Raw genomic sequence first — 13,024 nt, forward strand, 5'->3', positions numbered from 1 at the left:
TCACACATCATCTTTGGCTAATGAGACAAATGCTTTCGTCATGTTCGTTTTTGTAATGCGGCCGATCACTTCATATCCCTTTTCCGTCTTGCGCACGACCGGCATGGCATCGATTTGCTTTTCAATCAGCTGTTCGGCTACATCGATGAGCGGGTCATCTTTGTAACAGACGGCGATATTCGGCATCCGCGTCATAATAATATTGACAGGGATGGCCGTCAGTTCTTGCTTGCCGAGGCTTGCCCGCAACAAATCTTTTCGCGACAACACCCCGGCAAGAAGCGACTCGTCATCGACGACGAACAAGGTGCCGACATCTTCGAGAAACATCGTGACGATCGCGTCGTAGACGCTGACGTTTTCATTGACGACGACCGGAATCGACTGATAGTCTTCGACCTTCATCTTTTTGATTTTATCGGCAAACAGCTGTGTGCCTGTTTTTCCTGTGTAAAAATAGCCGACGCGCGGACGGGCTTCCAAGTAGCCGGCCATCGTTAAAATGGCCAAATCCGGCCGCAGCGTCGCCCGGGTTAAATTCAGCTTTTCGGCAATGCTCTCGCCGGTGATCGGCCCGTAATCTTTGACAATTTGCAAAATTTGCTCTTGGCGTTTATTCAGTTCGATCGTCGCTCACCACCTTGCCCAAAGGTCCCACACGCTATCATTCTCATTTATATTATACTACACGAACCGTTTACAAGGAAAATGGCTCCCCCTGCCCGCCGCTCGGACCAAGCTTGTCCCGCAGCTCGTCGATCTGCGCCAAAAAACGCTTCGTTTTGAGCGTGAGGCCCGTATACTCCTCGTAATAGGCAGACAAGACCGCTTTCAGCTCCGCTCTTGTGCTCGCTTTAACGGAAACGGCGCCCAGTCGGCTGAGGTCAAAGCGGGAAAAGAGGCGCAGCAGCCGGACTGAAGCGGGAGACAGCGGCAACCGGTGCGGATCCGCCGCTTCACAGCGATGGCAAAGAAAGCCCGCCTCCTTGATCGAGAAGGAAAAGCGCCCGACGGTCGCCCCGCAGCGGGCGCAGCGGTCGAGCAGCGGCGGCACGCCAAGCACGGAGAGCATCTTCATCTCATAAATGAAGGTTAAAATCTCGGCATCGCGCCCTTCGCTCATATAGCGCAACGTCTGCAGCAGCAAGGCAAACAAGTGCGGGTTGCTCTTTTGCTCTTCCGTCCCTTTATCGGTGAGCTCGACAAGGTAGGCGGCATATGCCGCGGCAAACAAATCCTCGCGCAACATCCGCATCGAATCGATCAGCTCCCCTTGCTGAAGAACGCCGACCCCGCGGCCGCGGCGCACGACGTAGCGCCCGTAACAGAGCGGCTGCGTAACAGCAGAAAGGCGGCTGCTTGGCTTTTTTGCGCCCCTTGCCATGGCAGCCACCTTTCCCCATTCTCGCGTAAACAAGGTCACAATTTTGTTCGTTTCCCCGTAGTCGACCGTCCGCATGACGATCGCTTCGCACGTTTCGTACATCTCATCACCACCGCTTCCATCCATGACGATGCTATGAGATCGGCTGATCGATTTCTTCCTGTTCGGCATGTTGTTCTTCGCCGTACAGCTTTTGCTCCCGCTCTAGTTCTTTAAACAAAAGGTACGTATCGATATTGCCTGTTTGGCTAAACAGCTTCCACGTAAACTCAAGCATGGAATGACACCTCTTTCCGCCTGCAGGCATGGCGTATTGGCCTTGTGTTTATAGGGTGGCTCGGGCCAAAACGGTTTATGTCGCGTAAATTTTTCTAGCGTCAATACTCCTCTTCGCGAAATCCAAAGTCACGCAGCTGCGCCAGCCGGTTGCGCCAGTCTTTCTGCACTTTCACCCACAGCTCCAAAAACACTCTCGACCCAAGCAGCGCTTCAATGTCGGCGCGCGCCCGCTGCCCGATTTCTTTCAGCATGCGGCCTTGTTTGCCGATGATAATGCCCTTTTGCGAATCGCGCTCCACAATGATGACGGCGCCAATGTAGACCACGCCCGTCTCCTCGCGCCGCTCGATCCGTTCGATGACGACGGCGATCGAATGCGGAACCTCCTCGCGCGTCAAATGAAGCGCTTTCTCGCGAATGAGCTCAGCGATGATAAACTGCTCGGGGTGGTCGGTAATTTGATCGGGCGGATAATATTGCGGACCTTCCGGCAGCCGCTGTTTAATCTGTTCAATCAAGCGTTCGACATTGTTTCCTTCGAGCGCGGAAATCGGCACAATTTCTGCAAACGGGTACAACCCGCGGTACTGCTCAATGAGCGGCAGCAATTCATCCGGATGGACGCGGTCGATTTTGTTGATGACTAAAAACACCGGGGTGTCGACTTCCTTTAGGCGCTCGATAATGAACGCCTCCCCGCGGCCAAACCCTTCCTCGGCGTTGACCATGAACAGGATGACATCGACCTCGCGCAGCGCGTTGAGCGCCACTTTCATCATAAAATCGCCGAGTTTATGCTTCGGCTTGTGCACCCCGGGAGTGTCGATAAAGATGATTTGCGCGTCATCATCCGTGTAAATGCCTTGGATTTTGTTGCGCGTCGTCTGCGGCTTATCGCTCATAATGGCGATTTTTTGCCCGATGACGCGGTTTAAAAACGTCGATTTGCCTACGTTTGGTCTTCCGATGATCGCGACGAATCCTGATTTGTATCCTTCTTTATTCATGCATATCCTCCGCTGCAAAAGCTTCCGGCAGCAATTCGCTGACCGTTACAATTTTTACATCGCCTTTTAGGTTCGCTAAAATGACGTTCATCCCACTCGGGCAAAGTTCGGCGATCACTTGGCGGCAGGCGCCGCACGGCGGCACTGGGCGGGGCGCGTCGGCAATGACCGCCAACGCCACAAATTCCCGTTCCCCTTCCGAATACGCTTTGAACAGCGCCGTTCGCTCGGCGCAGTTGCACAAGCTGTAAGCGGCATTTTCAATATTGCAGCCGCGGTAGACGGCGCCGCTTTTGGTCAAGAGCGCGGCGCCGACTTTGAATTTGGAGTAAGGGACATAAGCGAGTTCGCGCGCTTGTTTCGCTTCAGCAATAAGCGATTCGATGTTCACGGGTGACTCTTCCTTTCCTGCGGGCAATCCACGCTGCTTTCTTTTATTTTACAAAAAACACGTTTGAATTTCATCATTTGAAATCAAAATGTAACAGAAAAATTAGAATTTTCTCTTTCCTTCGCTCAACGAAGATGCGGCCAAAACAAGAGCACCGCGATGACGACGGCGAACCCGGACGCGACTAGCACCGCGGCCGCCGCGATGTCTTTCGCTGCTTTGGCGAGCGGATGGAACTTGTCCGTCGCCAAATCAACAACGCGTTCAATGGCCGTATTGACCAGCTCCAACGTGATGACCGCGCCCGCCGCCAACACGAGCACGACCCATTCCCAGCGCGACAATCCGACGGCCCAACCGGCAATACAGGCGGCAACGGCGGCCGCTAAGTGGAAGCGCAGATGGGCCTCCTCTTTGACCGCCGCCTTCATTCCCGCCCACGCCCACGCGAAACGATCCCGCTCCCGCCGCAAGCGCATGGCTATCTCGTCAATCCAAGCCGCGTCAATATCTCTTCTTGCTTGGCAAACATGACGCGCTCCTCTTCTTCTGTTTCATGATCATAGCCAAGCAGATGCAAAAAGCCGTGGACAGCCAAAAATCCGAGCTCACGCATGAGCGAATGGCCGTATTCGGCCGCCTGCTCCTTTGCCCTCGGCACTGAAATGACGATGTCGCCAAGCGCCAGCGGCAAATCAGCGCCGGTGATGCCAATCTCCCCTTCCCCTTCCTCTTCCAAGGCGAACGAGAGCACGTCGGTTGGCGCATCTTTTCCCCGGTAATCGCGGTTCATGACGCGAATGCGCTCGTTGTCGACGAATGAAACGCACACTTCGGCCCCGTCCGGCACGTTTTCCACGGCGGCGGCCTCCACGAGCAGCCGTTCGATCGTCTCAAGCTGCTCGCGGGTCATTTCATTCGTTTCGTCAATAAAATCAATGTGAATCGTCATGCATGTTTCACCTTTTCTTTCTGTACTTCCGGATATTCAATGCGCGAGTGGAACACACCGTTTAGCGTCTCGCAAAGCGAACGGGCGACAAGCTCCAACTCTTTGAGGGTGATGTCGCATTCGTTCAGCTGATTGTCTTGCAGACGGTCAGCAATGATCGAGCGCACCACCTTCTCGATTTTTTCCGGCGATGGGTTGGCGAGCGAACGGACCGCGGCTTCGACGCTGTCGGCGATGTTGATGACCGCCGCCTCTTTCGTCTGCGGCTTCGGTCCGGGATAACGAAACTCTGCTTCCGAAACCCATTCGCTCTGCTCGCACGCCTTATGGTAAAAGTATTTCAGCAGCGTTGTGCCGTGATGCTGTTCGGCGATGTCGATGATTTCCTTTGGCAGTCGGTGCCTGCGGAGCAAGGCGACGCCGTCGGCGACGTGGGCGATAATAATATTTTTGCTCAGCTGCGGCGACAAATGATCATGCGGATTGCCGCCCATTTGATTTTCGATAAAATACCGAGGCCGCTTCGTCTTGCCGATGTCATGGTAGTAGCAGGCGACGCGCGCCAGCAGGCCGTTGGCGCCGATCGCCTCGCACGCCGCTTCGGCCAGATTGGCGACCATGATGCTATGGTGATACGTCCCCGGCGCTTCGGTAAGCAATTTGCGCAAAAGCGGATGGTTCGGGTTCGACAGCTCGATGAGCCGCAGCGGCGACAAAATGCCGAACGCCGCCTCCAGCACCGGCAGAAGGCCGATCGTCAAAATGACGGAAAACACGCTTGAGGCCGCGGCCATCAGCGCCATCAAACCGATTTCCGTCAGCGAATAACGGCCGTTTTTCAAAAGCAGGAGCGATAAAAGCGAAACCGTTTGAACGAAAGCGACCAGCACTCCGGTCCGCCAAATGTTCGCCTTCGCCAGCTCCTTCGGCAGGCCAAACGTTCCGGCCAAACCGCCGGCGAGCAAATACACGGCCAACGATACGGACATCGTTCCGGCAGCTCCCATTTCTTCGTTGAACAGCAAACTCCCGCACACCGCCCCGATGATGGCCGTCATGACCGAAAGCCGCTCGCCAAGCAAAAGGCGCACCAACATCGGGCCGAACGCCGCCGGCACCAAATAGCCGACCGGGACGGCGCTTCCGGAAGGCAACAGACGAATCAAAACCATCGCTGCCATCATCCCCGTCAAAACGGCGGTATAAAGCGACAGCTTCTCATTCGTCGGCTCGTGGCGAAAATAGTACATGAGCGGGGCGAGCAAGAGGAGCACAAACATTCCCAACCCGGCGGCCGTAAAGGATGGACGGTCGCTTTCAAGCAAGCCGACGAGCTCAAGCCGCCGATAAATATCGCTTGTAATGAATTGCCCTTCTTCCACGATCACTTGTCCTTGCAAAATTTTCACCGGCTTCACTTCATCCATCGCCTGACGCCGTTTCTCCTCGGTCGCCGTCCGATCGTAGACGACGTTCGGGATCACCGCTCGCCGGCAAAGCTTGGCAACCGGTTCGCGAAGCGCCGGCGGCAGAGCGGCGTATTCAATCTCGTTGGCCGCCTGTTCGCGGGCGGCCTCCAAATCGTTTTGCGAAATGCGTTCGCTCATGGCTGTATGGACGGCGGTGAGCGCCGCTTCCTTCGCCGTCTTCAGCTCTGAAGGCGCGGCGCTGAGCAGGCGCTGCCATTCCTCTGCCGACAAATAGGCGAACCATTCCGGCGGCAACCGCTCCTCGAGTTTGGCCGCCATCCCGCTCGCCGCGCGGTCCGATTCGGCCTCCTTTTGCACGCTCTCAATCGCCGCAAACAGCGAGGAAAGAAGGTCGACCCGGTTTTCGGCGTATTCTTTTTTCAACGTGTAAACATCCGCTACTTTCGCCGCCGCCTCTTCCTTCAGCTGGGCGGTCGCCTCTTTATCTTCCACCGTCACCGGGGAGCGAATCGTTTCCTTGGCGACGTCAAACAGGCGCAGTTCATATTGGCGCGGCTTGACTTGCCAGTACAAAACAGCAAACAACAGAACGGCCAAAAACAAAAACAGACAGAAGCGGACGAAACGGACCGTTTTTGTCCGCTCAAGAAAAAAACGAAGCCTTCCCACCGGTTTTCCCCTCGCTTTTCAAAAAGGCGCGGCCGCCCGTTGCGCATTTTTTTATAAGCCGGCCTCGCCATAAGCGTCAATGATTTTGGCAACGAGCGGATGGCGGACGACATCCGACTGTTCCAAAAATACGAAGGCGATGCCGCTGATCGAAGCCAAAAGGCGCTTGGCGACGGAGAGACCTGATTCGACTCCTCGCGGCAAGTCGACTTGGGAAATATCGCCTGTAATCACCATTTTCGATCCGAAGCCAAGCCGGGTCAGAAACATTTTCATTTGCGCCGGCGTAGTGTTTTGCGCCTCATCTAGAATGACGAAGGCATCGTCCAACGTTCTCCCGCGCATGTAGGCGAGCGGGGCGATTTCGATCGTCCCTCGCTCAATGAGCCGCTGCGTCTGCTCGGCGCCGAGCACATCATGCAACGCATCATAGAGCGGCCGCAAATACGGATCGACTTTCTCTTTCAAATCGCCGGGCAAAAAGCCAAGGCTTTCTCCCGCCTCGACCGCTGGGCGGGTGAGGATGATGCGCTTGACGCTTCCGGCTTTCAGCGCCTTAACGGCCATAACGACCGCCAAATACGTTTTCCCGGTGCCAGCCGGACCGATGCCAAACGTCAAATCGTGCTGTTCGATCGCAGCCACATAATAGCGCTGCCCCAATGTTTTGACGCGGATCGGCTTTCCTTTGGCGTTTTTCACGATCTCTTGGTCATACAGCTGAACGAGGCCGTCAAGCGCCCCCTTTTTCGCCAGCTGGATCGCATACATCACATCGCGCTCCCCGACCGCCACCCCTTTGCGAATGACGATGAGCAAATGGCGCAAAAGCTCATCGACAAGCTGGACTTGCTGGGGCGGGCCGGAAACGTTGACCGTTTCCCCGCGCGTCACAATGGAGACGCCAAGCTCTTCTTCCATCCGTTTCAAGTGGGCATCATGGACGCCAAAGAGCGCAGCCGCTTCCTGTTGATTTCGCACGTGTTGGCTGATCGTAACGAACTGCTCTGACATTCTCAATCTCCTTGAACAATGGGTTGTGGTACAGCAATGTTTTCAATGACTTCATAATGCAATTCTACCCTTACTTTACCATTCTCTTTCTCCTGATGCAAAACTTTTTCGCCGCGGATGGCCGCCTCCTCGGGCAGTTTGGCTCGCAGTTCGCGGCGGGCGATGCGCCTTGCTTCCGCGAACGCTTCTTCCCACGTGTAGCTCCGCTTCACCGCTTCCGCCTCGCGGATGGTGACACGTTCATAATAAAAAGGCAAGTCCCATTTCCAAAAGCGAAACGGCCGCTTTTCTCTTTCAACAACCATATGGGAAAACGGCGGCTTCTCCCAACCCCAGACCGGGATGGACAGTCGGCCGATCCCGATATAATGGCGCGCCATCGCTTTTCCCGTCAACACGTGAAACGTCGTCTCCAGCGGCAGGACAACGGTAGACTTGTACCATGTTTCGCCAAACACTTTCCCTGACGCCGGCACAAATTTCGTTCGCCCTTCGGCGCCGATGATGCCCGAGACGAGCAGCTGCCCTTTTTGCACGTAATCGTTGACGGAAACGAGCGGTTGTCCTTCTTCAACGAATAAGTCCGCCACCACCGCCTCTTTTTTGGCGACCAAATGGCGCGGCGGAAGCGGTTGTTTCGGTTCGGGAATTTCCTTTTCCACCACTTGAAAATGAAGCGATGTCCCTTTCCATTCCACCCCGACCCACGTAATGTCGCGAATTCGTTCCGTCAACTTTTTTTGTAGCGTTTCCGGGTCGTCGAGCAAAAATTGGAATGCGCCGCGCTCCACTCCCATCCGCTTCAGCTCGCGGACGATGTGATGCTCGGTCTCCGGCGTTGCCCCCTCGATGTCGATGTTCCACACGACGTTCGACAGCAAAAACACCCCCGCTAGAAAAACGAGCAGGCCAAGCCAAAACCCGCTGTTTCGCCAAACCCGGCGCCAAAAAAACGGCAAGCCGGTTCGGCCGACAAACGAGAGCTTGCATCCGCTTTTCCGGGCGATATGGCGCAGCTGTTTTACATCGCTGAGCCTAATGAAGAACGTCACGGTATCCGCGCTATGCTTTTTCACGTTCCAAACAGCCATCCCTTGGCGGACGCAGGCGTTGATCAATCGTTCGATCCCTTTTCCTCTCACTTTGACCCGCACGCTGCCGGCAAGCGTGTCGACCCATTCGTTCTTCATCCCCGTTCCTCCTCGCTATTTATCGATGTACGTTACTTGGTTAATTTTTCCTTCCAACAAAATTTCCTCCGGCAATATCGTTTTAATGACAAATTGTTCGCCGCGGACAATAAGCTGGCCGTTTCGCAGCAACAAGCGGAGCTCTTTATCGCTGAAGGCGAGCAGCCCGCGGTGGTTTTCAATGTAAATATGGATTTGGCCAATCATCGTAATGCGAGGCAAATCCATCATAATGTCGGCGGGAAGCTCGAGCGTTTCCGCCATCCACCGCTTCACCTGCTGGCGCCACCTTTTCACCATCAAAAAAGAACCCCCTTTCATCTCATATGTATGAGACAAAAGGGGGTTCTAGCACCGCTTTTCAAAAACGATGGGCCCGCCTGTCCGGCAAGGCCCATCGCCCATTATGACAACTGTTGTCGCACGAGTTGATTGACGAGCGAACCATCCGCTTTCCCTTTCACCTTCGGCATGATCGCGCTCATCACTTTTCCCATATCCGCTTTCGAAGAAGCGCCGACTTCTTTGATCGTCTCTGCGATCAGTTCGCGGAGCTCCTCTTCCGTCAGCGGCTTCGGCATATACGACTGAACGATTTCAATTTCGGTTTTTGCCTTTTCGACTAGATCTGAACGGCCAGCGTTTTCAAATTCGTGGAGGGAGTCTTTACGCTGTTTCAGTTCACGGGAAAGAACCGTCAGCTCTTCGTCCTCGGACAGCGCGCTTTTGCCGAGCTTGATCGCTTCGTTTTGCAGCGCCGCCTTCAGCATGCGGAGAACGGACAGCTTTTCTTTCTCCTTGCTTTTCATCGCCTGCTTCATATCGTTATTCAAACGATCGAGAAGACTCACCGACTATACACCCTCTTTAATGCGTGCTCTTAGTGCTTGCGCTTTCTCGCCGCTTCAGATTTTTTCTTCCGTCTGACGCTTGGCTTTTCGTAAAATTCACGCTTTCTCACTTCTTGCAAAGTGCCTGTTTTCGAAACGGCACGCTTAAAGCGACGAAGAGCGTCATCGATCGACTCGTTTTTGCGCACGATCGTTTTGGACATCCTGCTTCCCTCCCTCCGAACACCAACCATTGCATATTGTACTTGTCAATTATAATACATGCCGATCGAAAAGGTCAATACAAAAAGCACGCGGCGCTCGTCTTCCGAAAAAGCGGTCATTGCCGACGGACAAGGCCCATACATATAGGATGAAGGGAGAGAGCGCCGATGGGTTCACTCTTTGTGCTGTTGGCCGTTTACACCGCTATTTTTCTTCTCGGCATGTTGATGATGCGGGCGGGGCTTTACACGTTGTCCGGCGACCGGATGAACGAATGGCTGATGCGCTTTACGGCCAAACCTTGGCAATCGTTTCTCACCGGCTTGGCGACAACCGCGCTTGTGCAAAGCAGTTCGGCCGTGATGGTGATGACCGTCGGCCTGGTCGCCACCGGCTACTTATCGTTCCGGCAGTCCATCGGCATCATCTTAGGCAGCAACATCGGTTCGACGCTCACGACGGAGCTGATGACGCTCGATCTCGGCGAGGGCGCCATTCCGCTTCTTTTGGGGGGCGCGCTGCTCGTTTTTCTCGGCCGCCGTCGGTTCCTTTACGGCATCGGCATGGCGGTCGCCGGTCTAGCCGTCTTGCTGTTTGCCATGGACGGTTTTTCAAGCTTGGCGAAGCCGCTGGCCGCCTATCCGTTTGTCAACGTCTGGCTTCAGGAGACGAACCGCTCGACGGCCGCCGGTTTGCTTGTCGGCATCGCTTTGACCGCGCTCGTCCATTCCAGCGCAGCGACGATCGGCATCGCCATGGGGTTTGTAAACGAACAATTGTTGACGCTGCCAGCTGCTATTGCCATTTTGCTTGGCGCGAACATCGGGACGTGTATCACCGGCCTGCTGGCGTCGATCGGGGCCGGCAAGGAGGCGCGGCTGACCGCCTACACCCATCTGTGGCTGAACGTCGCCGGCGTCGCCGTGTTTGCCTTTTTCACCGCGCCGCTCGCCCGCTTCGCCGCTTTGCTCAGCCCGGCCCCGGACGTGCAGCTCGCCCATGTCAGCGTCGTGTTTAACGTCATTTGTTCCGTCGCCGCGTTGCCGTTTGTCGGCGCCATTGAGCGGGCCATGATCCATTTGCACGGCAGCCGCCGAGCTTAGTGGCCGACATCGGTGGACGGCGGCGATGTTTCCTTCGAACGAAGCGCCAGGCGGCCGTCGAGCTTAGTAGCCGGCGCCGCCCGTTTGCCCGCGGACAATCGCCACCCCGGAGCTCGTCCCGATGCGCGTCGCCCCGGCTGCGATCATCGCTTCGGCCGTTTCCCGATCGCGCACGCCGCCTGACGCTTTGACGCCCGCTTTGTCACCGACCGTCCGCCGCATGAGCGCCACGTCCTCGACCGTCGCGCCGCCGCCGGAGAATCCGGTCGACGTTTTCACGTAATCGGCCCCCGCCTTCACCGCCAATTGGCAGGCGCGCACTTTTTCTTCATCGGTCAGCAAAGCCGTTTCGATAATCACTTTCACCAGCGCTTTTCCGGCCGCCGCCTCGACGACAGCGCGAATGTCGCGCTCAACAAGCTCATCATCGCCGCTTTTTAACGCGCCGATGTTGATCACCATATCCACCTCGCCGGCGCCGTTTTCGATGGCGTTATTCGTTTCAAACGCTTTTGTTTCCGGCGTTGTCGCCCCCAGCGGAAAACCGATGACGGTGCAAACGCGGACATCGGTGCCGGAAAGCTCGCGCGCCGCCGCTTTCACCCACGCCGGGTTGACACAGACGGAGGCGAAGCCGTATTGTTTCGCTTCGCGGCATAGTTGAATGATTTGTTCTTTCGTCGCCTCTGGCTTGAGCAGCGTATGATCGATCATTTTGGCCATATTCTCTGTCATGGAACATCGCTCCTTTCTCCTGCTACTGCAAAAAATGAAAGGTCTGACGTCTACCATCATACCATGTCGTTGCCATAAAAACTAGCCGCCATCCGTATCGTCTCCCATTTCATCTTCCGGCGAGCTTGTTAGCCTGCTCGAGAGAAATGGACGGAAAAAGATCCATGGGCAGCGGTCCGCCCTCCGCTCAGAGATGACCATCACCGCCTGCGGGCACGGGATTTTTACGGAAAGATCCATGGACGGCGATCCGCCCTCCACCCGGGGATGAAAATCCCGCGTCAGTTCGCCATTTTCACGGAAAAGATCCATGGGCAATGGTTTGCCCTCCACCCAGACATGAAAATCCCGCGTCAGTTCGCCATTTTCGTAGAAAACAAAAACCCAGCCTAAAGGCTGGGAAGTATGAGACGGGCGCGCTTAGCCTAAATCGGCCATTGGGATTAGGAACTTAATTTCACCGATCGAACGGCCTCATCCGGCACAACGCGGACAAACTGGCCTTCGTTATACGGGTAGCCGGCTTTGGTGATCTTCACTTTCACCAGTTCGCCAATCAGCTCGTCGGACGCTGGAAAACGGACTTTCAAGTAATTATCGGTGTAGCCGACGTACAAGTGCGGCTCTTCTTTGTCGCGCTCTTCCGGGATGACTTCAAGCACTTGCCCTTCAAACTGCGAGGCGTATTCTTTCGCCAGCTGGTCGGAAAGGGCGATCAAGCGGCGGACGCGGTCGTGCTTCGTCTCTTCATCAATTTGATTCGGCATGCGCGCCGCCGGCGTGCCGGTCCGCTTCGAATACGGGAAAACGTGAAGCTCGGAAAACCGCTGCTCGCGAATAAAGTTGTACGTCTCCATAAATTCCTCTTCCGTTTCACCAGGGAAGCCGACGATGACATCTGAGGTCACCGCCAGTTCCGGAAACACGTCGCGCAGCCGGGCGAGCCGCTCGGCGTAAAATTCCACCGTATATTTGCGGCGCATCCGCTTCAGCACCGTATTCGACCCCGATTGGAGCGGGATGTGCAAGTGGCGGACGATTTTGTCCGACCGCCGCAAAACTTCGATGACTTCATCGGTCAGCTGGCTCGCCTCGATGGATGAAATGCGGAGCCGCTTCAGCCCCGGCACTTGCTCGTCCAAATCGCGCAACAGCGCGGCAAAATTATAGTCTTTCAGATCGGTGCCATAACCGCCGGTGTGAATGCCGGTCAGCACGATTTCTTTGTAGCCGGCGGCGACGAGCTGGCGCGCCTGACGGATGATCTCCTGCGGGTCGCGCGAGCGCATTAAGCCGCGCGCCCATGGAATGATGCAAAACGTGCAAAAGTTGTTGCACCCTTCTTGGATTTTCAGCGACGCCCGCGTCCGGTCGGTGAATTCCGGCACATCCATCTCCTCAAAGACGCGCGTTTTCATGATATTATGGACGGCATTGATCGGCTGCCGTTCGCGCTGAAACTGCTCAATGTACTCTAACATTTTATGGCGGTCTTGCGTCCCGATCACGATATCGACGCCAGGGATGGCCATCACCTCAGCCGGCGATGTTTGCGCGTAGCAGCCGGTCACGCAAACGACGGCGTCCGGATTGCGGCGCACCGCGCGGCGGATGACTTGACGGCTTTTTTTGTCGCCGGTGTTCGTCACCGTGCACGTGTTGATCACATAAACATCGGCGCGGCTTTCAAACTCTTTCCGTTCGTAGCCGGCCTGTTTAAACAGCTGCCAGATCGCTTCCGTTTCATAGTGATTGACTTTGCAGCCCAATGTATGAAAAGCCACTGTTGGCATCGCATTCACCTCACTCTATTCC

Annotated in this window: 17 protein-coding genes; 1 reads left to right on the plus strand and 16 read right to left on the minus strand. The window is 55.7% G+C overall.

The window, feature by feature from the left end:
- The 13 genes from ACTVIM_RS11950 to rpsU form a co-directional block, all read right to left on the minus strand.
- Positions 1 to 597, minus strand: a complete 597-nt coding sequence (locus ACTVIM_RS11950) for a helix-turn-helix transcriptional regulator (RefSeq protein ID WP_066234761.1) — start codon at positions 595 to 597, stop codon at positions 1 to 3.
- 100 nt (positions 598 to 697) lie between these two features.
- Positions 698 to 1,486: a DNA repair protein RecO gene (gene recO, locus ACTVIM_RS11955; protein WP_445612719.1), complete on the minus strand. Its 789-nt coding sequence runs from the start codon at positions 1,484 to 1,486 to the stop codon at positions 698 to 700.
- Between the two features lie 31 nt (positions 1,487 to 1,517).
- Entirely contained in the window at positions 1,518 to 1,661 is a 144-nt protein-coding gene (locus ACTVIM_RS11960; RefSeq protein WP_081897238.1) for a YqzL family protein, read from the minus strand.
- 100 nt (positions 1,662 to 1,761) lie between these two features.
- On the minus strand, positions 1,762 to 2,670 hold the full coding sequence (era, locus tag ACTVIM_RS11965; RefSeq protein WP_033018938.1) for a GTPase Era: 909 nt from the start codon (positions 2,668 to 2,670) through the stop codon (positions 1,762 to 1,764).
- Complete coding sequence (locus tag ACTVIM_RS11970) at positions 2,663 to 3,061, minus strand: cytidine deaminase (protein WP_445612720.1); 399 nt, start codon at positions 3,059 to 3,061, stop codon at positions 2,663 to 2,665. Before ACTVIM_RS11970 ends, era begins: the two co-directional genes overlap by 8 nt.
- A gap of 125 nt (positions 3,062 to 3,186) precedes the next feature.
- On the minus strand, positions 3,187 to 3,540 hold the full coding sequence (locus ACTVIM_RS11975) for a diacylglycerol kinase family protein (protein ID WP_445612721.1): 354 nt from the start codon (positions 3,538 to 3,540) through the stop codon (positions 3,187 to 3,189).
- A gap of 2 nt (positions 3,541 to 3,542) precedes the next feature.
- On the minus strand, positions 3,543 to 4,013 hold the full coding sequence (gene ybeY / locus ACTVIM_RS11980; protein WP_445612722.1) for an rRNA maturation RNase YbeY: 471 nt from the start codon (positions 4,011 to 4,013) through the stop codon (positions 3,543 to 3,545).
- Positions 4,010 to 6,112, minus strand: a complete 2,103-nt coding sequence (locus tag ACTVIM_RS11985) for an HD family phosphohydrolase (protein ID WP_445612723.1) — start codon at positions 6,110 to 6,112, stop codon at positions 4,010 to 4,012. The genes ybeY and ACTVIM_RS11985 overlap by 4 nt, the downstream gene beginning before the upstream one ends.
- 51 nt (positions 6,113 to 6,163) lie before the next feature.
- Positions 6,164 to 7,126 (minus strand): PhoH family protein, encoded by a 963-nt coding sequence (locus ACTVIM_RS11990; protein WP_144975501.1) that lies wholly within the window; start codon positions 7,124 to 7,126, stop codon positions 6,164 to 6,166.
- Positions 7,127 to 7,128: 2 nt separating this feature from the next.
- The gene (gene yqfD / locus ACTVIM_RS11995) at positions 7,129 to 8,316 is read right to left on the minus strand and encodes a sporulation protein YqfD (RefSeq protein WP_445612724.1); all 1,188 of its coding nucleotides are present in this window, start codon (positions 8,314 to 8,316) and stop codon (positions 7,129 to 7,131) included.
- Between the two features lie 15 nt (positions 8,317 to 8,331).
- A complete protein-coding gene (gene yqfC, locus ACTVIM_RS12000) occupies positions 8,332 to 8,616 on the minus strand; it encodes a sporulation protein YqfC (protein ID WP_033018927.1) in 285 nt (94 codons plus the stop codon).
- 104 nt (positions 8,617 to 8,720) lie between these two features.
- The gene (locus tag ACTVIM_RS12005) at positions 8,721 to 9,167 is read right to left on the minus strand and encodes a GatB/YqeY domain-containing protein (protein WP_033018926.1); all 447 of its coding nucleotides are present in this window, start codon (positions 9,165 to 9,167) and stop codon (positions 8,721 to 8,723) included.
- 29 nt (positions 9,168 to 9,196) lie between these two features.
- The gene (rpsU, locus tag ACTVIM_RS12010) at positions 9,197 to 9,370 is read right to left on the minus strand and encodes a 30S ribosomal protein S21 (RefSeq protein WP_008879912.1); all 174 of its coding nucleotides are present in this window, start codon (positions 9,368 to 9,370) and stop codon (positions 9,197 to 9,199) included.
- Positions 9,371 to 9,538: 168 nt separating this feature from the next.
- Here rpsU and ACTVIM_RS12015 point away from each other — a divergent pair, with 168 nt between their 5' ends.
- Positions 9,539 to 10,474 (plus strand): Na/Pi symporter, encoded by a 936-nt coding sequence (locus ACTVIM_RS12015; RefSeq protein WP_445612725.1) that lies wholly within the window; start codon positions 9,539 to 9,541, stop codon positions 10,472 to 10,474.
- A 63-nt stretch (positions 10,475 to 10,537) separates the two neighbouring features.
- Here the strand turns inward: ACTVIM_RS12015 and deoC are convergent, their stop codons facing one another.
- The 3 genes from deoC to mtaB all read right to left on the minus strand — a co-directional run bounded on the left by deoC (position 10,538) and on the right by mtaB (position 13,002).
- Complete coding sequence (gene deoC, locus ACTVIM_RS12020; RefSeq protein ID WP_445612726.1) at positions 10,538 to 11,209, minus strand: deoxyribose-phosphate aldolase; 672 nt, start codon at positions 11,207 to 11,209, stop codon at positions 10,538 to 10,540.
- Between the two features lie 81 nt (positions 11,210 to 11,290).
- Positions 11,291 to 11,527 (minus strand): hypothetical protein, encoded by a 237-nt coding sequence (locus ACTVIM_RS12025; protein WP_445612727.1) that lies wholly within the window; start codon positions 11,525 to 11,527, stop codon positions 11,291 to 11,293.
- Between the two features lie 125 nt (positions 11,528 to 11,652).
- Positions 11,653 to 13,002 (minus strand): tRNA (N(6)-L-threonylcarbamoyladenosine(37)-C(2))-methylthiotransferase MtaB, encoded by a 1,350-nt coding sequence (mtaB, locus tag ACTVIM_RS12030; protein WP_445612728.1) that lies wholly within the window; start codon positions 13,000 to 13,002, stop codon positions 11,653 to 11,655.
- Between the last annotated feature and the right edge of the window lie 22 nt (positions 13,003 to 13,024).

Source organism: Geobacillus sp. YF-1 (genome assembly GCF_052692335.1).